Below are 20,908 nucleotides of genomic sequence, written 5' to 3'. Positions count from 1 at the left end.
TCATGGCCGCCACACCCTACACGTTAATTCCGCACCACTATGACGTGATCGTCGTCGGCGCTGGCGGCGCCGGGCTGCGGGCCACTCTGGGCCTGGCCGAGCGGGGTCTCAAGACCGCATGCCTGTCGAAGGTCTTCCCCACCCGCAGCCACACGGTTGCAGCGCAGGGCGGCATCAGCGCCGCACTCGGCAACATGGGTGAGGACGACTGGCGCTGGCACATGTACGACACCGTCAAGGGCTCCGACTGGCTCGGAGACCAGGACGCGATCGAATACATGTGCCGCGAAGCAATTCCCGCCATCATTGAACTCGAGCATTACGGCGTTCCGTTCTCCCGCACCCAGGATGGCCGTATCTATCAGAGACCCTTCGGGGGCATGACCACCCATTTCGGGGAAGGGAAGGCTCAGCGCACCTGCGCGGCGGCGGACCAGACCGGCCATGCCATCCTGCACACGCTCTACCAACAGTCGCTCAAGCACGCGGCCGAATTCTTCGTCGAATACATCGTGGTCGACCTGATCATGGAAGACGGCGCCTGTCGAGGCGTCGTCGCCTGGCGGCTCGAGGACGGTTCCATGCACCTGTTTTCGGCGCCGATGACGATCCTGGCCACCGGCGGATACGGACGCTGCTATTTTTCCTGCACCTCCGCTCATACCTGCACGGGTGACGGCAACGGGATGGTTGTCCGGGCCGGCTTGCCGCTGCAGGACATGGAGTTCGTACAGTTTCATCCGACCGGCATTTACGGCGCTGGGTGTTTGATCACCGAGGGCGCTCGCGGCGAAGGCGGCTATCTGACCAACAGCGAGGGCGAGGCCTTCATGCCTCGCTACGCACCGCACGCCAAGGATCTCGCCTCACGCGACGTCGTAAGTCGCGCCATCACGGTCGAAATCCAGGAAGGGCGTGGTGTCGGTCCCGAACGCGATCATGTGCTGCTCCACCTCGAACATCTCGATCCCTCCATCATCGAGGAACGCCTGCCGGGGATTTCCGAAACAGCCCGAATATTCTCCGGTGTCGACGTCACGAAAGAGCCGATCCCGGTGCAGCCCACCGTGCACTACAACATGGGCGGTATCCCGACCAATCTGCATGGCGAGGTGGTGACGCTGAGGGACGGCAATCCCGAGACGCCGGTGCCTGGCTTGATGGCCGTGGGCGAGGCGGCCTGTGTCTCGGTGCACGGGGCGAATCGGCTGGGGTCCAACTCGCTGCTTGACCTGGTGGTATTCGGCCGCGCCGCAGCCATTCGCTGCGCCGAGCTCATCACGCCGGGCGGACGCCGGGCTGCTCCGAGTCGCGCTAGCTACGAGCCCATCCTGGCGCGCTTCGACCGCTTGCGTCATGCCGACGGATCTACACCCACCGCGGCGATCCGCCTCGCCATGCAGAAAACGATGCAGAGCCACGCCAGCGTCTTCCGGCGTGCCGACACGCTGGCCAGCGGGGTCGAAAAGCTGCGGTCCGTTATCGACTCGATGAGCGATGTCCGCGTCAGCGATCGCTCGCTGATCTGGAACACCGATCTGGTGGAAACGCTCGAGTTGGAAAACCTGCTGCCGCAGGCCCTGGCGACCCTGGCCGCAGCGGAAGCCCGCGAGGAGAGCCGCGGGGCCCATGCGCGTGACGATTTTCCGGAACGGGACGATGTGAACTGGTTGAAGCACTCGCTGGTCTGGATCGCCGATCGAACCCGCGTCACGATCGATCACCGTCCGGTACATCTCCGAACGCTGACCGACGAGGTCGAAGTCGTACCGCTAAAGAAGCGGGTCTACTGAGGGCCTCACCTCAAATCCATCCGGGTCATCGGCCCGGGCGGAGATCATCGCTTCGAGCAGGTCCAACTGCTCGACCGTACCCAAGGCCAAGAGTTGATCGCCGACGCGCAGCACGATCTCCGGATCCGGGTTCGGCAGCACGCGGCTGTCACGCAGCACGACTAGAATGCTAGCTCCGGTCGATTCACGCAGCCGTAGTTCGCCCAGCGTCCGGCCCGCGATCGCCGCACCCTCCTCGATATTGATCCCTTCCAGGTTGAGGCTTTCCTCTCCGCGCTTGATGACGGTATCAAAGAAGTCCACCACGGTCGGACTGAGGATCAGGTGGGCCAGCCGCCGGCCGCCGATCGCGTAAGGACTGATCGCCCGGTTGGCGCCGGCGCGCACCAACTTCGGTATGCTGGCGTCGTCGACCGCGCGCGACACGATGAACAGGTCCGACCGCATCACGCGCGCGGAAAGCACGATATAAAGATTGCTCGCGTCATCCCCGGTCGTCACGATGAGCCCGGAAGCGCTCATCAGTCCCGCCGCCAGCAAGACCTCGTCATCGGTGGCATCGCCCGCCACCAACAGATAACCGTGCTGCAGCGTGTAGGCCAGTGATTCGGGACGCGGGTCGATAATCACGAATGGCACACCGGACTCGAACAGTTCCAGGGCCGCCTGCCGCCCGACTCGGCCGAGTCCGGCGATGATCACGTGGTTCTCCAGCTTCTCAATCGTGCGCTGCATCTTTCGATTTCCCGAAGGGTCCATCAAACGACTCATGACAAGATGATCCATCAGGACCGTCAGGCCATAGAACAGGCTCCCGATACCGGTCAGCGCGATCATCATCGTGAACAACCGGCCCCAGTCGTCCAGCTTGATGACTTCGGCGTAGCCAATGGTCGTGATCGTGATCACGGTCATGAACAGGGCGTCCAGCCAGGTTGCCCCCTGATCGCGCCCTAGCCATTCATAGCCCACTGTCCCAATCACTGTGATCAGGAACACCAGCGTGAAGGGAATCACGATGCGGCGCGGGAGCGACTTCTCCAAAGCCATTTTCCGAGTGCCTCAGCTGCGCTCCATGGCCGTCCGACTGGGCCTTCTGCAACAGGCAGCGCTCACCGGTACCCCTGACGTATCGTGAAGCCCTCCGTTGCCACACCGGAGGGGAGTTCCTCGATCGCGACCGACTCCACCCGGGCCCAGCGCGGTCCTCGGTGACACCAGGTGATGAACTGAGCCAGCTGTTGCGGTTCGCCCTGTGCCTCGATTTCCACGCTGCCGTCACTGCGGTTGGCGACCCAACCGGCAATCGCGCGGTCCGCTGCCGCCCGGGCCGTCGCAGCACGAAAACCGACGCCCTGAACCCGCCCCGAGACGATGAGCCTGACTCGCCGCGTCACGCCTGAACCCGTCGCGTGATCTTCCAGCAGCGGTGGATTCTCGGGTTACGCTCGAAATCCTTGGGCAGGGTGGCGTGGCTGATGTCCTCAGCCGACAGGTTGCCAATTGCGTCCGCATCGAGTTTGAAGCGGGTCGCATTCGTAGAGAAGATCAGGATGCCTGCCGGCGTCAGCAACGCAGCGGCGGCCTGCAGCAACGCCACGTGATCGCGTTGCACATCCAGGGTCGCGCTCATCGCTTTCGAGTGAGAGAACGTCGGGGGATCGAGGAATATCAGGTCATACCGACGGTGCTTCGAACGCGCTTCACCCAGCCACTCAAGCACGTCGGCACGGATCAGTTCGTGCCTGCGCTCATCCATCCCGTTCATCTGGAAATTGCGCCCTGCCCAATCCAGGTAGGTGTTGGACAGATCGACACTGGTCGTGCTCAAGGCACCACCGGCTGCCGCGTAGACCGAAGCAGTAGCGGTATAACAGAACAGGTTGAGCATCGTGCGTCCCCGTGCCAGTTCCCTCAGCAACGAACGGGTGGGTCGGTGATCAAGAAACAGGCCGGTGTCGAGATAGTCATCAAGATTGACCAGGAAGCGCAGCCCCCCCTCTCCGACCTCGAAGTAACGGCGTGAATCAGCCTGCCGATCGTATTGGGCCAGGCCTTTCTGCCGTTTGCGCACCTTCAGGGAGAACTGTTCGCGTGGAATATCCAGTACCTGCATCACGGCGGTACAGGCCTCCGCGAGGCGCAACTCGGCCTTCGCAGGATCAATACTGGAAGGTGCCTGATACTCCTGTACATGAGCCCAGACCCGCTCGTTCTGGTACAGATCCACGGCGACCGCATACTCGGGCAGATCGGCGTCGTACAGGCGATAGCAGTGGATACCATTCTGCCGCGCCCAGCGCCCCAGATGCCGAAGATTCTTGCGCAACCGGTTGGCGAACATCTGTCCCGACTCACTCAGTTCAGCGGCTGGCTCCGGCTGGTGGACTGGCGCCGAATGTCCTGGAGTCTGAACCGGCCGTGGCGTGAAGAAGCGCTCGGGAACGATCTCGAAATTGAACAAACGACACGGAATTCGGCCGTTGTACAGCGCGTAATGACGCTGAGCACGAATACCGAGTTGAAAGGCAAGCTCCGGGTTGCCGGTCAGCATCGTCAGCCGCCACCCCTGAAAGTGATCGCGGAATACCTCGCCGGCTTGCCGATACAAGCCCGTCAACTCGGCGACTTCCCCCAATCTTTCCCCATACGGCGGATTCACGACGACAAGACCAGCGCGCTCCCCGTGCGGACGAGCGTGCCCTAGCGCCTGGCGCTCGATGTGCACCCGGCCCTGCAACTGAGCGCGCTCGACGTTTTCCCAGGCGGCGGCTACCGCATCGCGACCGATGTCGTGCCCGACGATGCGGGGCATCCGCTCGAGCCCCTTCGATCGCCGGGCGACAGCCTCGGCCACCAGTTCGGCCCAAACCTCCGGCTGATGCTGCTCCCAGCCCAGAAAGCCGAAATACCGGCGCAGCAAACCCGGCGCGATATCGGCGGCGATCAGTGCCGCTTCAATCGGCAAGGTGCCGGACCCGCACATGGGATCCAGCAGTGCGCTCCCTGCTTCGGCCAGCATCGGCCAGCCGCCGCGAATCAACACGGCGGCCGCCAGATTCTCCTTCAGCGGTGCGGAGCCCCCGGACAAGCGGTAGCCACGGCGGTGCAGGCTTTCGCCGGAAAGATCCAGGCTCAACGTGGCGATGTCACGGTCGAGATGGAGGTTCACGCGAATGTCCGGCTGGGACAGGCTGACATCCGGACGCCGGCCTTGGCGGTCCAAGAACTGATCAACGATCGCATCCTTGACCTTCTGAGCACCGAAGAGCTCGTGCGTTATCCGCGACCGTGACGACACGAAGTCAACGGCCAGCGTGCCACTGAGCCGAAGGTGTTCGCTCCAGTTGACCGTGCGTACGCCGTCGTAGAGCCCATCCGGCGAAGCGGCGGGGAATTGCGCCAAAGGCAATAGAATGCGGTTGGCGAGGCGCGACCACAAACAGCCCCGGTAAGCACAGGCCAGGTCGCCCTCGAAATGCACGCCCGCGCGTGTCTCTCTGACGTGCTCGGCCCCGAGGGCGGCCAGTTCGTCTGCGAGCAATCCTTCCAGCCCCAGCGGGGCCGTGGCGAAGAACTGCCTGTCGTCTTCCATCATGTTTGAATCAGGGATTTGGCTTTCGTCCAAGCAGAGGCTAGGTACGAAGTCATGGGTAGCTAGTATGCCTATCCGTCAGGACGGCAACAATGCGGATCAAGCAACCTGGTCGGATGTGCGGCCGTGGCACACCGGCTTCGAGACTGCGGAGCCCGAGGCGGAACGCCCGCGCCAAATGAAAAAGCCCCGACGCCAGACGCCGGGGCTTTTCGGAGACAGGGGTATTCGGGCGACGGCCTTACATCATGTCACCCATACCGCCCATGCCACCCATACCGCCCATGCCGCCCATACCACCCGGCATCGGCGACTCATCCTTCGGCTCCTCGGCGATCATCGCCTCCGTGGTCAGCATCAGACCGGCGATCGAGGCAGCATTCTGCAGAGCAGTGCGGGTCACCTTGGCCGGATCGAGAATTCCGAGCGCGACCATGTCACCGAACTGTCCGGTGGAAGCGTCGTAACCGAAGTTGCCGCTCCCTTCACGGACCTTGTTCAACACGACCGAAGGCTCATCCCCGCTGTTGGCGACGATCTGCCGCAATGGCTCCTCGAGCGCCCGACGCAGGATGGCGATACCCACATCCTGATCGTGGTTAGCGCCCTTCAAGTCCTTGACCTGGGAGAGTGCACGGACGAGCGCGACACCACCGCCGGGAACGACACCTTCCTCGACTGCAGCACGAGTCGCGTGCAACGCGTCTTCGACACGGGCCTTCTTTTCCTTCATCTCGACTTCGGTCGCAGCGCCTACCTTGATCACCGCGACGCCGCCTGCCAGTTTCGCCAGTCGTTCCTGCAGCTTCTCGCGGTCATAATCCGACGTGGTTTCGTCGATCTGCTTGCGGATCTGCGTGACTCTGCCCTGAATCTGTTCCTTCGTGCCGGCGCCGTCGATCAGCGTCGTGTCGTCCTTCGTGATCTGAACACGCTTCGCCGTGCCGAGATCATTGATCGTCGCCTTCTCCAGGCTGAGGCCGACGTCTTCCGAGATCACGGTGCCGCCCGAGAGGACCGCGATATCCTCGAGCATCGCCTTGCGACGGTCGCCGAAGCCCGGCGCCTTTACCGCTGCGACTTTCAGGATACCGCGCATGTTGTTGACGACCAGGGTAGCCAGCGCTTCGCCTTCCACATCCTCGGCGATGATCAGCAAGGGGCGGCTGGCCCGTGCGACCGCCTCGAGAACAGGCAGCAACTCGCGGATATTGGCAATCTTTTTCTCGTGGATGAGGATGAACGGGTTTTCCAGTTCCGTGTTCATGCTCTGCTGGTTGTTGACGAAGTACGGCGACAGGTAGCCACGATCGAACTGCATGCCCTCGACGATATCGAGCTGGTTCTCCAGGCCCGAGCCATCTTCGACGGTGATCACGCCCTCCTTGCCCACCTTGTCCATCGCTTCCGCAATGATCTTGCCGATGGAGTCGTCGGAGTTCGCCGAGATCGTCCCGACCTGCGCAATCGCGTTGGTGTCCGTGCACGGCACGGAGATCTGGTGGACCGCTTCGACCACGGTCGCCACGGCGCGGTCGATGCCGCGCTTCAAATCCATCGGATTCATGCCGGCCGCAACGGCCTTCAGTCCTTCCGTCAGGATCGACTGCGCCAGCACCGTGGCGGTCGTGGTACCGTCGCCGGCCACATCGGAGGTCTTGGACGCCACTTCGCGCACCATCTGGGCGCCCATGTTCTCGAACTTGTCGGCGAGTTCGATTTCCTTGGCAACCGATACGCCGTCCTTCGTGACGGTGGGAGCGCCGTACGACTTCTCGAGCACGACATTGCGTCCCTTGGGACCCAGCGTTACCTTCACCGCCTGAGCCAGCACATTGACACCACGCATCATGCGCACGCGGGCATCGTCACTGAACTTCACTTCTTTCGCTGCCATTATCGCTACCTCGAAATTGTTGCCAAAACTGGGATTACTGATATCGAATCAATGACCTAAATCGGCCGCTATACCTTCTTCGTGCAGAACGATCGCTTCCTCGCCGTTCAGTGTGCTGCTGTACTCGCATGTCTGCCAAGCAAGAGGCGCTCGCCGCGGCTGACCGCCACGGCACGAGCGCTGCCGCCAGTTGGAACCCGCCCTCGTTCACCGCGGTCGCCCCCTGCCCGGCTTCCCGGACACGCTGTCGGGAATGGGCGGCCATGTTAATCCACTCGCTCTCCCATCAGCCGACCGTTCAGGAGTCGCACATCGCGCGACCCAATTGGGTCGCCGGAGTCGGCGCACGCCGTCAGGCGAACGAACGAACACCAGGGGACCAAACTTTCGCTCGAAACGGATACCGTGTGGCCTCCGCGGCTACCAAGCGCCTATTCGCTCGCTGTTAGCACTCACCCTAGAGGAGTGCTAATCATAACTGCGGATCAAACGGTGTCAAGAATTAATGGGCTACGGAGGGCTTGCTTCCGACACCGGCCTGTCGCGCGCAGCAGACCAGCACGTTTAAGCAGATACGGGTGCCTGATAACGTGGGGCCGTGTTTATGACCCGTACAACCCGCTATCGGCAATGAATGCGCGCACGGCTTCGGGCATCAGGTATTGAGTGCTCTTCCGGTGTCTCACCAGATCCCGAATGCGCGAGGCCGAGATGGCAAGTTGAGACACGTCCTGGAAGTAAATGCAGCCGGCGGGCTGTTTGGCGAGAGCTGCTCGGTCAGCGACCTGGCGTTGGGACAGGATTCTTTCCAAGGCATCGGCATAGGACGGTTCGAAAGGCCGCTCCATGACGACCACATGCGCCAGCTTGAAAATGTCGCGCCATCGGTGCCAGGCGGGCATGCCCTGAAAAGCGTCGATACCGACGACTAAACAGAGAGCGCACTCGGAGAATTCGCTTCGAATCGAGGCCAGCGTGTCCACCATGTACGAGGGGCCGACCCGTTGCAACTCTCGATCGTCAATCCGAAAGCGGGAGTCTGCGCCGTCAAGAGCGAGCTGCAGCATTGTCAGGCGCTGCGCGGCGGACGCTCCCGGCTGAGACCTGTGCGCCGGGGACCCGCAGGGTACGAAGCGCACCTCATCCAGTTCGAGTGCCTCGCAGACCTCCAGCGCGGTGCGGAGGTGCCCGTAGTGGATGGGGTCGAACGTTCCCCCGAAAATGCCGATCATGAACCGCAGCGATCAGCCACGAATATGGCCGTCGCCCAGGACGATGAACTTTTCCGTGGTCAGGCCCTCCAGGCCCACCGGACCGCGCGCATGGAGTTTGTCCGTACTGATTCCGATCTCTGCGCCCAGGCCATACTCGAAGCCGTCCGCAAAGCGGGTCGACGCATTCACCATGACAGAACTGGAATCCACCTCCCGGAGGAATCGCCGGGCCCTTCCGAGGTTGCGAGTGACAATGGCATCCGTGTGACCGGAACCGTGCTGCGCGATGTGCTGCATCGCCTCGTCCAGTCCACCGACGACCCGGATGGCCAGAATGGGCGCGAGATATTCGGTATCCCAGTCAGCCTCCGTCGCGATACCGCAATCGGCAATCCAGTCGCGCGTCTTCGGACATCCCCGCAACTCGACGCCGTGTTCGCGGTAGAGCGCAGCGAGCCGCGGCAACAGTTCGGACGCGACCGCTTCGTCGACCAATAGCGTCTCCATCGCGTTGCAGACGCCGTACCGATGGGTTTTCGCATTGACGGCGATGCGGAGCGCTTGCTCCAGATCGGCGTCTGCGTCGACATAGACGTGGCAGATACCGTCCAGATGCTTGATCACGGGGATCCGGGACTCGGTCGCGATGCGCTCGATCAAACTCCGGCCGCCCCTGGGTACGATGACGTCGATGCAGTCGCTGAGCTGTAACATCGCACCCACCGCGGCGCGATCTGCGGTGTCGATCAACTGTACCGTATCCGCGGGAAGGCCGGCCTGCTCCAACCCGAAGCGGATGCACTCGGCAATGGCCCGGTTCGAATTCAGGGCCTCGCTACCCCCGCGCAGGATACAGGCGTTGCCCGATTTTATGCACAGAGCGGCCGCGTCCGCCGTCACGTTCGGACGCGATTCGTAGATGATTCCGATCACGCCAAGCGGTACCCGCATGCGCCCCACCTGAATGCCGGACGGGCGATACGTCAAATCGCGAATGCCACCGACAGGATCCGGCAACGCCGCCACCTGACGGAGGCTCTCTGCCATCACCTGAATACGCGGCAGCGTAATGTCGAGACGCTCGAGCATGGCCGGCTCGAGGCCGCTCTGAGCCCCCGCCTCCAGGTCCTTGCGGTTCTGGACCATCAACTGCGCCGAACGACATTCCAGCTCCGCGGCAATAGCCAACAACGCAGCGTTTTTCGCCGCCGTTTCGGCTCGCCCGATCAACGGCGACGCGAGGCGAGCCCGACGCCCTACGGCGTGGATCGCCGCCTGAATGCCCGAGCTTTCTGGAGTTTCAACGACAGGAGAAATAGGCATGCCGGGTGAGTCTTCGTAAGGGGGAGCGTGCTCCAGGGCGCAGCGCGGTGCCTTCGAGCGTTACCGCGCTCACATGTCGACCGATTATATCGCATGGATTCCGGACTTCAGGCGGCGCGGTCATGAGGCCGGGCCGCTACTCGCCTCGCTCGTCGATGGCCTGTCCCATGCACGACATGATGTGGTCGGTGATGGCGAGCGCGGCTTCATTCGCCGCCTTCTCCGAGCCGAAGAAATCCTTGTATTCCTTGATGATCGCATCCGCCTCGCCCGGCGTGTTGGCGTTGAAGAATTTCGTATAGGCGGCGAAATAAGTGTCCCGACGCGGATCGCCCGGGATGCTTGGGGCGCCATCGGAAACGGCTTGCACGACGCAGTCGGCGATGGGCTCCGGATCCAGCTTGTAGTCCTTCAAATCGGGGTCGGCCTGCAGCTTCGCAAGCACGGCGGCACGCAGTCCCAGCGCCTGTTGCTTGGCTTCACAGCCATTCAGCAGGAACGCCAGCGCGATCAGTGGCAAAATTTTCGACATGGGTTGGCGACTCTCAAATGCTAAGAAGGAACACCGTTCCTCGGTGCTCGCGAGCGCGCATTATCGCCGGACGCAAGGGATTCTGACCAGCCATGCAGGTCCCGCGGCCGCTTCGCACTGCCGGGCTTCGGCGGTTGAGCCCGCACCGCGTAAGCCAAGCGGGCGGACCGGCGCACGCGCAAGTCGCCGCGCGATGGCATGAGCGGCCAGCTTGAGACGGATCCCGCGCTATGGCATCCTTTCCGGCAATTTTTCGGTCTCGGGTGTGCTGTGACGCATCGCGGAAGTCACCGTCGCGCGACCTGGGCCGCAGCGGTCCCATGTTCTCGACCATGACTCCGGCCGGGCGGCGCGTAACATGTCCGGCCTGATCCCGGTCCCGGTATGGCTCGAATCCGCTGAGCACGACGAAGCCCGGCCTGATCTTGAATACGCCGTTGGCTCGACGCTGGACAGTCGGTTGCGCGACCTAGGGATTCCGCCGGACTGCGGTAACGACCTGCGTGCACTGACTCTGCGCCTGGCTGCCTGGATCAAGGTACAAATGGGCCACGGGGCGCTGGTCATCGGCGTGAACGGGGCTCAGGGTTCGGGCAAATCGACCCTGGCCGAGTTGCTGACGATGACCCTGTCGCACGGGTATGGTTTACGACCTGCCCGATTGTCGATCGACGATTTTTACATGACGCGGGACGAGCGCTCGGAGTTGGCGCGGTCGGTGCATCCGCTGCTGGTCACGCGAGGCGTGCCGGGAACCCACGATGTTGGGCTCGCGCTGTCGACCATCCATGGTCTACTGGGTGCGGATCCGGGGCAGACCACATTGATTCCGTCATTCGACAAGGCATCGGACGACCGTCGGCCACGTTCTGGATGGACACGTTTCCAGGGACCGGCCGATGTCGTGATTCTCGAAGGTTGGTGCATCGGCGCCCGGCCGCAGGACGAAGCCGCGCTTGGATCACCGATAAATGTTCTTGAATCCGAGGAAGATCCCGATGGAAGCTGGCGGCGATATGTGAATGCCCAATTGATCGGAGCATACGCCCCGCTGTTTCAACTGCCTGACCGGCTCATCATGCTCAAGGTTCCCGGCATGGCCTGTGTGCTGCGTTGGCGGGGCATGCAAGAACGGAAGCTGGCGGCGAACCTGGGCGCTGACGCCGCGCGCCTGGTCATGGGCCGGCGGGCCCTGCGCCGTTTCGTGATGCACTATGAGCGCCTGACCCGTGCGATGCTCGCCGACTTGCCGGGCCGCGCCGACCTGACGCTTGTTCTCGATACTCGACATCATTTCACCCACATACAAGGGCTGCACTGACAGATGGACTTCAAATCGTTTCACCCCCCCGCTCGCACACTGATGGGCCCGGGCCCTTCCGACGTCAATCCACGCATACTCGAAGCCATGTCCCGGCCCACCATCGGCCATCTGGACCCGGCTTTCGTCGGGATGATGGATGAGATGAAGGGCTTGCTGCAGTACGCGTTCCAGACCGCGAACGAACTGACGCTCTCGGTCTCGGCGCCCGGCTCGGCCGGAATGGAAACGTGCTTCGTGAACCTGCTCGAACCCGGCGATACTGCCATCGTCTGCCAAAACGGCGTGTTCGGTGGGCGGATGAAGGAAAACGTGGAACGATGCGGCGCCAAGGCGGTCATGGTGGAGGATGCCTGGGGGCAGCCCGTGGATCCGGAGAAGGTGGAGCAAGCGCTGAAGGCCAACCCGGAAGCCAAAATTCTCGCCTTCGTTCACGCCGAGACCTCGACCGGCGCCGCCTCCGACGTAGCGACACTGACCCGGCTGGGACACGAGCACGGTTGTCTGGTCATCGTCGACGCGGTCACCTCGCTCGGTGGTATTCCGCTGCGGGTTGATGACTGGTCCGTGGACGCCATCTATTCCGGCTCCCAGAAATGTCTGTCATGTACCCCGGGTCTTTCCCCGGTCAGTTTCAGTGCCCGCGCGGTCGAGACCATCCGCAACCGGAAGACCAAGGTCCGGAGCTGGTTCCTGGACCTCAACCTCGTCATGAGCTACTGGGGTGGGGGCACGAAGCGCGCCTACCACCACACGGCGCCGATCAATGCGCTCTACGGCCTGCACGAAGCATTGGTGCTGCTGCACGAGGAGGGACTGGAGGGGGCCTGGGCTCGGCACAACGCGATGCATCTGGCGCTGCGCGCCGGTCTTGAGAGCATGGGACTGCGCTTCCTGGTACCGGAAGCCTCGCGCTTGCCACAGTTGAACTCGGTGTTCGTGCCCGAGGGCATCGATGAGGCAGCGGTGCGCGAAACCCTGCTGCGCCGCTACTCGCTGGAAATCGGAGCCGGCCTCGGCGCACTGGCCGGTAAGGTCTGGCGCATCGGCCTGATGGGGTATGGCGCCTCGCCGCGCAACGTACTGTTCTGCCTCAGCGCCATCGAAGGCGTGCTGGCGGAGATGGGCGTCAAGGCTGCGCACGGCGGCGCCATTCCCGCTGCACAGTCCGTTCTCCGGGACCAGGGCTACGCGTGAATCCACGCCCCCACGAGCGCCACCCTTCGCACCCCTGATCATTCTCCGGTCTGATATCGCGTGATGAAGCGACTGTTTGTCTTACTGCAATACCTGTTGCCGCAACATGCGCTGTCTGCTGCCATGTACCGCTTGGCACGCTGGGAAAATCCACTTTGGACTCGGACATTGATCCGAGTTTTCAGCCAGGCCTTTCGCGTGAACTTGAATGAAGCGGAAGTCGCCTCCCCCGGCGACTTTCGGAGCTTCAATGCCTTCTTCACGCGCGCGTTGAAATACGGAGCGCGTCCCCTGGACGCCACTCCCGACGGCCTTACCTCCCCCGCCGATGGGATGATCAGCCAGAGCGGACGCATCGAGGACGGCCTGATACTGCAGGCGAAGGGACACCGTTACGATGTGGCGACGCTGCTGGGCGGAGACGAGGATGGCTTGGCGGAGTTGTTTCGCGACGGCTCCTTCGTCACCATTTATTTGTCGCCTCGGGACTACCACCGGCTGCACATGCCAGCGACCGGCCGCCTCCGCCAGATGATCTATGTGCCCGGGCAGTTGTTCAGCGTCAACGCAGCGACGACGGAACTCGTCCCCGGCCTGTTCGCTCGCAATGAGCGTGTCGTGGCCGTGTTCGATACCGACAACGGGCCGATGGCGCTGGTGCTGGTGGGCGCAATTTTCGTCGGCAGCATCGAAACCGTGTGGCAGGGTGAGATCACCCCCCGCCGGAGCCCGCGCGAGATCCAACGATGGCGTTACGCGGAGGCCATGACACTCGAGAAGGGCGCGGAAATGGGGCGCTTCAACATGGGCTCGACGATCGTGGCGCTGTTCGGCGGAAAAAACGTGGCGTGGGATTCGGACACCCGGTCTGGTAAATCCGTACGTTGCGGGGGCCGCCTCGGCCTGTGGCGCTGAAATCGGCTCCCGCGGGTCGACGTACGTTCCCGGAGCCAGCCGTAGACATTATGGTGTGCTAATCGCGTGCATAAGAAAGTCTGATCATCAGGGAGGCAGGTTGCCTATATCATTTATACAACCTCGGCAGAACTGTTGAGCCGCAGTACGGAACTCGGGTTAGAGCCTCCGTATTACAGCTCGGTTCTCCTCCTCCTTGGCGACCGCAAAACGGTCGCTTTTTTTTGCCTGTTGGCCAGGCATCGATGCGGCGCGACAGCGAACACTTCGTGCACCGCAACATGCGCCGGCACCTCTGCGGCCCTGCCCTACGGCCCGCTTTGGCTGGCTCACGACAGCCAGGTAAAACCCCCGTTTCAAGCAGGTATCGCATCACGAAGCGGTTAGAATAGCGGGCGCCGGGCGAACCCGCGGCGTGACACGGTAGGCTACCCGGACGATCGCGGCACACGCAGAGATGCGTTCCGATCACCCTGGCCGCGAACGTTTCGGATGACAGGCTCGCATTGGAACGCGAAAACGAAAATCTCCTGGTGTGGTGGTATGCGACCAGCAATTATTGAAAACCTGCGTGAAACGGCAACCATTATGGCGCTGATGGCCGGTGACAACGACTTGCTCGACCGTATCGAGCACGTCGTCGACATCTGTCTGAACGCGTTACGCTCCGGTGGCAAGATCCTGATGGCCGGCAATGGTGGGAGCGCAGCCGACGCGCAACATCTCGCCTGCGAGTTTGTCAGCCGCTTCGCCCTCGATCGGCGTGGCTTGGCGGCCATCGCACTGAGCACCGATACCTCGGTGCTCACCGCGGTCGGCAACGACTACGGCTTCGAACGTTTATTCGCGCGACAAATCGAGGCACTGGGCAACCCCGGCGACGTGTTCTGGGGCATCTCGACTTCCGGCAAGTCGCCCAATGTGCTGCAGGCCTTGCGACAAGCCCGCTCCCAGGCCTTGATCTGCGTCGGCCTGACCGGTTCGGGAAATGGACCCATGCACGAGTTGTGTGACCACCTCCTCTCGGTACCCTCGCCGAGCACACCGAAGATACAGGAAGGGCACATTACCCTCGGCCACATCATCTGCGGACTCATTGAGCAGCAGATGTTCCGTGATGGATCCTGATGGGGGCCGGCCTCTGCCCGCCACACTCGGACGACACTCGAGCCGAAGCATCGGCCGAGGGAAGCAGGTAACCCCGGTCGGGATGAATGGCCGTCGGTAAAGCCGGGCATGCAATGCCCGACAGCGATTGCCGGGAGCTCCGGCGGGCTCTGTTTCTGGACCGCGACGGCGTGATCAATCACGATACCGGCTACCTGTGGCGCATCGCGGATTTCGTATTCAAGGACGGAATTTTCGACTTGTGTCGACTTGCCGTCGCTCGCCGTTATCGCCTGATCGTCGTCACCAATCAGGCGGGGATCGGGCGCGGTCTCTACAGCGAGAGCGATTTCCATCGGCTGACCGCCTGGATGCGGCGCAAGTTCGAGCAGGAAGGCGCGCCGCTCACGGACGTCTACCACTGCCCATTCCATGGACAGCAGGGGTTGGGCATCTACCGCAAAGACTCGTTCGATCGCAAACCCAACCCGGGCATGCTCCTCAAGGCTGCTCGAGACCACAACGTCGCTCTGGCGTGCTCGGCGATCGTTGGCGACAAGGAATCCGACATGGAGGCGGGGTATCGTGCCGGCGTGCCGCACCGCTACCTGTTGCACGAACAAGAGCCCCTCGTCGCCTCCGTCCTTGCAACCCACACCGTCAACTCCTTGACCGCGCTGAGCCGGCTGCTATTCGAACACGACCCGGTATCGTGACGCAGCAGTAATGCGGCAACCTCGACTCGGGCTGCAGCGTTTATCTGCGCCGAGCTTCGCTTCCTGCTCCTCTGGGCACTGCTGGTTACAGCAAGCCAACCCACCGATCGTACTTCCTAAGGCCGTAGCAAACGACCCTTTCGAACGCATGCGCTGGCGTATCGCAGGGATGGTAGCCCTCGGGGAAGCTGGCGAAGTAGGTGTCAAGGTCGAGCGGCGCCAGGAGTTGTTCCAGATAGTCGTAGGACACCGTGTACATGCTTCCGCTGAGATAGTGCGACGCAGCGGGGACACCGAAGAGGTCGCAGGCCTCCGCGATCACACGGCTCTCCGCTTGCCAGTTCGCATCCTGCATGCCTTCCGCGAGCCACCACTGCTCGCAACAGACCATCCCGAGCCGCGGATTCTTGCGAAAGGCATCAACCACACCCCGATGCTCCGCCAGCAAGCGCTCAGAGAGGTCGAGGCGCCACCGCCGGGCAGTCGTCTCGGGAACATGCGCGCTCCTTTTCGTATGGAGCTTGGTCAAGGTCCGCGGGCGCAAGCCGTTCTCCTGCAGGAATCGGAACTGCTGCAGAAAAGGGAGCACATCGAGCCCGCGGTTTTCCACGATGAAACACCGGCACGCCTGCGGGCCGAACTCCCGGACGAGGTATTCTCCGAACTCCGCATTCCACGCGGGCAGTGAAACGTAAAGGGGCGTTTCGGGTCCGACGATCCGGAGCAGTGCACTGCGAAACTCATCCCAAAGATCGACATGGAAGAGATGCAGACAGATCGGGTTCAACTCGCCTGGCTCGCCTGCACCGACCGCTACCGGTTCGTTCTGCGAAAAATCGAGCCGGATCGCAAAATCTCCGGTGGTCGACGCACTCCCGCCAAGAGAGCGTTCCGAACCGAGCGACGCTGCGGTCAGCTTCGCCCGCAACCAGCGCAGACCTGACCGCAAGAGACGCACGGCCGTCCGCAGAAGGCCGGTGAGTTCCCATGACTTCGAGCGCATCACAGTCAACAGCGTAACTGCCATGGCTTCACACGAGGCCTCAGCGACCAGCTCGGGCTCCCATCCTCTGCGCAACCAGCGGGTGTAGCGCCACGAACTCGAGGCGCGCGCCTCGGACACGGCCTCGCGCAGAACCTCGCCCGCCCGATCCAGTTCGTAAGTCTTCCCGGAAAGCGCCTCACTCAGCACATCGATACGCGCCTGTTGCTCGATGAACAGGCCGATTGGACCGGCTGCCGCATCCGGATGCAGGGTGACCGGCACGGCGAGCACGCCCGCAGACGGCCTGAACACCCCCGGGCACGCGGGCGCGGCCAGCGCGGCGAGACAGCACCCAAACAAGGCTTCATACTGTCCGGCCTGAGCATCCAGGGTGTATCGCTCCGTAACAGAGCGACGGGCAGCCTCCCCCAGGGCCGCGGCTGTGGCAGAGTCTTCAAGCAAGTTCGCGATGGCTGAAGCCATGCCTCCCGTGTCCAGAGGAGGCACCGAAAGGCCATTCCGGCCATTTTCAATCACGTCGGCGATACCACCCACGGCGAAGGCCACCGCGGGCGTCCCGCAGGCCATGGCTTCGAGCAGGATGTTGGGGAGATTGTCCTCTCGCGACGGCAGCGCTACGAGATCGGCCGCGCTGTATATCAGCGCCAGATGCGCGTCGTGGCGCACCATGCCGAGATCCTGCACCGGAAGGCCGATCTCCTGAAGTTGCGCGCTCGCCTGCCCGAAGGCGAGGATGCGCAACTGCCCCGCTTGCAGCAGGGCTGCAATACCAGGGTCCGCGCGCATCCGGCGTACGGCGTCGAGCAGCAGGTCGAAACCTTTGCGCCGCTCCTGTCCGTTTTCCGCGCCGAACAGCAGCGTTCGGACCTCCGGCGCAATACCCAGACCCCGTTTGGCGACGGCTTTGGGTGTAGGACGAAAAAGGTCAGTCTCGAGACCATTGGGTATCACCCGAACGACACCCGGCGAAAAGACCCGGCTCGCCTCCGCACATTCGGCGAGCCAGCGACTGGGCGACACCGCGGCGACATTCGGAACCCGCAGCACACCGCGCTTTTCGGCCAAGGTCCAGGCGGCGATCCGCAGTACGTCAGGATCGATCTGAGGACACGGCGCACAAGTCTCCCGGTAGCCTCCGCAGCCGGCGGAGTAATGGCACCCACCCGTGAAGGCCGCCATGTCATGCAGAGTGAACACCACGGGCTTGCCCATGGCGATGATCTCACCCAAGTTGTGGGGCACAAGGAAGCCAGGCACCCAGTGGATGTTGATGACATCGACGTCGTCGAAGAGACCGGTACCCGCGAGGTCATAGCCGGCGACTTCGCTCGAGAACAACGTGTTTGAAACGCTACTGCGGCGCGGGTGTATGTAGCCGGTGTGCAGATGCTCGTTGGCGCGAACGACCCGCCGGTCTGCACCATCGCCGGGGTGAAGTGCTTCGACGCCGATACCGGCAGGATCGTGTCCGGGTGCCAGGGACACCATCACGACCGTGTGCCCGCGGGCGCGCAATCCATCGATCAATCGGCGAGCGGCGCGAGTCGCACCGCCGCTCCCAGTCCCCTGCCGGTTCAGAACAGCAATTTTCATCCAGTTTGACGAACAAGTTGGTTGCGAGCTAACTCGCCTGACAGCGACTTTCCGACGGTCCTTTCGCAAAAAATTGGGCGCTTCCGTCGTCGGGTTCGGGCTGGCGCGGCGTCATGTTAACCGCCATGCGCGGGGGATGGAATCAGCCGGCGATAGCCGATCGATCAGGGACGGCACTCACGTATGTACCTGGACCGAGTGCGACCTCGGAGCCTCCACCGCTTCATGTTTTTGAAGCAAATTTTCGGCTCCGTTCGCGTACAATCGAGTATGTCTCTCGCGTGACTGGCCGCGAGTGCCGTACGCCTCTCAAGGTCGGATCAGGAAGGTTCTTGCCAGCCGAATAGCCGCAACTCGGACGCGGACGCACGGTTAACCACATCACCCCATACCAACGCGCATCACTCCGAGCATGACCTATTCCAAGCATCCCGCGATCGCCGGCGACGAGCAGTTGCGGAAACTCCGAACTGCCCTGGCCATCGCTCAGGGCACCCATCTGCTGCCTGCCTTGCAGCAGGAGGCTGAGGCCACGGTCTCTCATGACCAGACCAAACGGGTGACTTACCTGACCGCGCTCTTTTCGCGCATACACCGTGAACTATTCCATCACTGGAAGGAACAGGCCACCGCAAGCCATCGTCCAGGGACCATGACCGAATCGGCCAAGCGGAAGCTGTTTCGCAAAACCATTGCACGCCTGGTTTACGATGACGAACAGCATGCCGAGACCGCCCTGTTCGACAACAACGGCTTCGTGATCGAGACCCGCAATATCGCCGAGCGGCTGGCCGACTTCTACGAGAACATGCGACAGGTGCGCCCCTTCACCTACGGCAACCGGATTACGCTGGACTTTTTTATCACCGCCCTCGGCCGCCTGCCGGCCTTTCGCGCCGTGTACGAACAGGGGATCGACTTCCGTCGAATCGAGGCCCGCGATGCCGTGGCGCTCCACGATCACAGGAGCCGCCGCGAGGATTTGATCGCCGCCTTCGAGCACGCGCTTGATCCCAGCCGGAACCGCCGCCTGCCGAATCAGCCCAATGGTTACGGCAAATGGCCCGAGCACAAGCGCTTTGTCACCGGTATTCCGTTCCTGTTCCACCGCACGGCGGAAGGCCTGGACTGCCTGGTACTGGTCAATGGTGGCCTGGTTCCGGTGGACTGTGTGAATGACGAGCTGTTCTCGTCCGAAACCCACTTCGCCGACTATCCGTGCTGCGACCCGGCGCGTATCGTCGGCTATCTGCCCGGCACCGAAAACCTGCGTGCTGCAGGCAAGACGGAAATCGACGGCATTACCCTGCCCGGCAATGGCTCAGCCCCCCTCTTCTGCCTCGACGTCAACATGATGACCGGGCTGCGCGCCCAGAGTCATACCGAGGTCCTGGAGTTGCTCAAACAGTGCGGTGGCGAACAGGCCACCATCTTCGACATCGCAACCAATTCCGCCTTGAAGCGCAAGCTGCTCAGTTCGGCCGCCGACGACCCCCGGCTGCAGCGGGGCGTCGAAATCGCCCATGAGCGGCTGTTGCGGACGATGCGCATCCTCCACAAGGAAAAGGAAGCGATCTTCGCCGGCAAGACGCCAACGGCAAACCCGACGCTGTTCATGTGCATGGGCGGAGCAGGGTCAGGAAAAACCGCCGTCGAGCAGATCGCGCAGGCCCAGTGCGGCGAGAATTTCGTGATCGCTTCACTCGACGAGTTTCGGAAGAAGAGCGACCTCTATCAGGTGTTGACGGCCGCCAATCACCACAGTGACGACTATGTCTACATCGAGCCGTTCGCCAACCGGCTGCGCGACCTGGTCGCCAATCAGGCGCGCATCGATGGCATCAACCTGTTGTATGACGGCACCGGCATCCCTTATCGCCCCCGCTACGCGCGGATCATCGAGAAGTTCCACGACGCGGGATTTCATACCCACATGATTGCCGTGGACGCCTTCATCGTGAAGCCGGAAGGGCGCGAGGGGGAACTGGTGCGATCGACGGTGATCGACAGCGTCAAGGAGCGCTATGAGCGAACCGGCCGCGCCCTGCCCTGGGTCGTCACGGTCTACAAGCACATCCGAGCGCCGGAGTCATTCCTCAGCGCGGTGGAGGACGAAGCCTTGTCGAAAATCTCGCTGTTCGCCAACGACGGCGAACGGAATCGGCACTATCTGGTGGCCGAGAGTTTTGCCTGTTCGGAGGAGCAGGTGACGAAGCTTCAAGACTCCCAACTGCACGACAGCTTGGCACCGCTGTTGCGGATGCTGAGCGCAACGCATGCCGACTCGATCTGGCGCGCCTACGCCGATGGTGACGCCACCACGATCGATGACCTGATCGCCCGGAATCCCGGACTACGCGAAAACAACGTGGGTTATCTCGTTTACCCCATGCAGCACCAGGACCGCGTGCTGGCGATCTACAACGTCGCGCGCATGATCGATTTCGTGGAAAAGCGACAGTTGAATCCGAATGCATCCGGTGGCGAGGGCCTGCTGCACAAGCCGGAGACACTCGCTTTCGACGTGGACCCGCTGGCACCGGAACCTTGCACCATTCGCTTGCAGGGCTCCTTGGCATCCTGACTGTCACGCCGATGCGAGCCGAGAACAGAGAGCGACGACAGAAGCTGTCAGCGGATGGGCGCCCTGGGATGAGACCGGCTGACACGCCGTCCCCGGTGAGCGGGAGCTGCCACCG

Annotated in this window: 15 protein-coding genes; 7 read left to right on the top strand and 8 right to left on the bottom strand. The window is 62.6% G+C overall.

Annotation, left to right across the window (positions count from 1 at the left end; all coding sequences use genetic code 11):
* Positions 1-2: 2 nt before the first annotated feature.
* A complete protein-coding gene (gene sdhA, locus BWR02_RS06660; protein WP_139556974.1) occupies positions 3-1,793 on the top strand; it encodes a succinate dehydrogenase flavoprotein subunit in 1,791 nt (596 codons plus the stop codon).
* Here the strand turns inward: sdhA and BWR02_RS06655 are convergent.
* From BWR02_RS06655 to BWR02_RS06625, 7 genes are all read right to left on the bottom strand, one after another.
* Positions 1,773-2,843 carry a potassium channel family protein gene (locus tag BWR02_RS06655; protein ID WP_139556973.1) on the bottom strand — a complete coding sequence of 357 codons (1,071 nt, stop codon included), beginning with the start codon at positions 2,841-2,843 and terminating at the stop codon, positions 1,773-1,775. The genes sdhA and BWR02_RS06655 overlap by 21 nt on opposite strands.
* A 62-nt stretch (positions 2,844-2,905) precedes the next feature.
* Positions 2,906-3,190, bottom strand: coding sequence for an acylphosphatase (locus tag BWR02_RS06650; RefSeq protein ID WP_139556972.1), 285 nt, complete (start codon positions 3,188-3,190; stop codon positions 2,906-2,908).
* Complete coding sequence (gene rlmKL, locus BWR02_RS06645) at positions 3,187-5,388, bottom strand: bifunctional 23S rRNA (guanine(2069)-N(7))-methyltransferase RlmK/23S rRNA (guanine(2445)-N(2))-methyltransferase RlmL (RefSeq protein WP_139557105.1); 2,202 nt, start codon at positions 5,386-5,388, stop codon at positions 3,187-3,189. The genes BWR02_RS06650 and rlmKL overlap by 4 nt, the downstream gene beginning before the upstream one ends.
* A gap of 241 nt (positions 5,389-5,629) precedes the next feature.
* A complete protein-coding gene (gene groL / locus BWR02_RS06640; RefSeq protein ID WP_139556971.1) occupies positions 5,630-7,285 on the bottom strand; it encodes a chaperonin GroEL in 1,656 nt (551 codons plus the stop codon).
* 602 nt (positions 7,286-7,887) lie between these two features.
* The gene (gene nadD, locus BWR02_RS06635) at positions 7,888-8,517 is read right to left on the bottom strand and encodes a nicotinate-nucleotide adenylyltransferase (protein WP_139556970.1); all 630 of its coding nucleotides are present in this window, start codon (positions 8,515-8,517) and stop codon (positions 7,888-7,890) included.
* Positions 8,518-8,529: 12 nt separating this feature from the next.
* Positions 8,530-9,822: a glutamate-5-semialdehyde dehydrogenase gene (locus BWR02_RS06630; RefSeq protein WP_139556969.1), complete on the bottom strand. Its 1,293-nt coding sequence runs from the start codon at positions 9,820-9,822 to the stop codon at positions 8,530-8,532.
* A 136-nt stretch (positions 9,823-9,958) separates the two neighbouring features.
* On the bottom strand, positions 9,959-10,354 hold the full coding sequence (locus tag BWR02_RS06625) for a hypothetical protein (protein ID WP_139556968.1): 396 nt from the start codon (positions 10,352-10,354) through the stop codon (positions 9,959-9,961).
* Between the two features lie 358 nt (positions 10,355-10,712).
* On the opposite strand from BWR02_RS06625, the gene BWR02_RS06620 reads away from it, so the two are divergent.
* From BWR02_RS06620 to BWR02_RS06600, 5 genes are all read left to right on the top strand, one after another.
* Positions 10,713-11,675, top strand: coding sequence for a hypothetical protein (locus BWR02_RS06620; protein ID WP_236101992.1), 963 nt, complete (start codon positions 10,713-10,715; stop codon positions 11,673-11,675).
* A 3-nt stretch (positions 11,676-11,678) separates the two neighbouring features.
* Complete coding sequence (locus tag BWR02_RS06615; protein WP_139556967.1) at positions 11,679-12,872, top strand: pyridoxal-phosphate-dependent aminotransferase family protein; 1,194 nt, start codon at positions 11,679-11,681, stop codon at positions 12,870-12,872.
* Between the two features lie 63 nt (positions 12,873-12,935).
* A complete protein-coding gene (gene asd, locus BWR02_RS06610) occupies positions 12,936-13,787 on the top strand; it encodes an archaetidylserine decarboxylase (RefSeq protein ID WP_139556966.1) in 852 nt (283 codons plus the stop codon).
* A 543-nt stretch (positions 13,788-14,330) separates the two neighbouring features.
* The gene (locus BWR02_RS06605) at positions 14,331-14,915 is read left to right on the top strand and encodes a D-sedoheptulose 7-phosphate isomerase (RefSeq protein WP_139556965.1); all 585 of its coding nucleotides are present in this window, start codon (positions 14,331-14,333) and stop codon (positions 14,913-14,915) included.
* An 86-nt stretch (positions 14,916-15,001) separates the two neighbouring features.
* Positions 15,002-15,610 (top strand): D-glycero-alpha-D-manno-heptose-1,7-bisphosphate 7-phosphatase, encoded by a 609-nt coding sequence (locus BWR02_RS06600; RefSeq protein WP_201276183.1) that lies wholly within the window; start codon positions 15,002-15,004, stop codon positions 15,608-15,610.
* Between the two features lie 85 nt (positions 15,611-15,695).
* On the opposite strand, the gene BWR02_RS06595 is transcribed toward BWR02_RS06600, so the two are convergent.
* Entirely contained in the window at positions 15,696-18,209 is a 2,514-nt protein-coding gene (locus BWR02_RS06595) for a glycosyltransferase (protein ID WP_139556963.1), read from the bottom strand.
* A gap of 412 nt (positions 18,210-18,621) precedes the next feature.
* Here BWR02_RS06595 and BWR02_RS06590 point away from each other — a divergent pair, with 412 nt between their 5' ends.
* Entirely contained in the window at positions 18,622-20,793 is a 2,172-nt protein-coding gene (locus tag BWR02_RS06590) for a zeta toxin family protein (RefSeq protein WP_139556962.1), read from the top strand.
* Positions 20,794-20,908 lie beyond the last annotated feature (115 nt).

Origin of the sequence: Methylotetracoccus oryzae, assembly GCF_006175985.1 — a bacterium.
GTDB lineage: Bacteria > Pseudomonadota > Gammaproteobacteria > Methylococcales > Methylococcaceae > Methylotetracoccus > Methylotetracoccus oryzae.
This window is presented reverse-complemented; position numbering and strand designations above follow the sequence as displayed.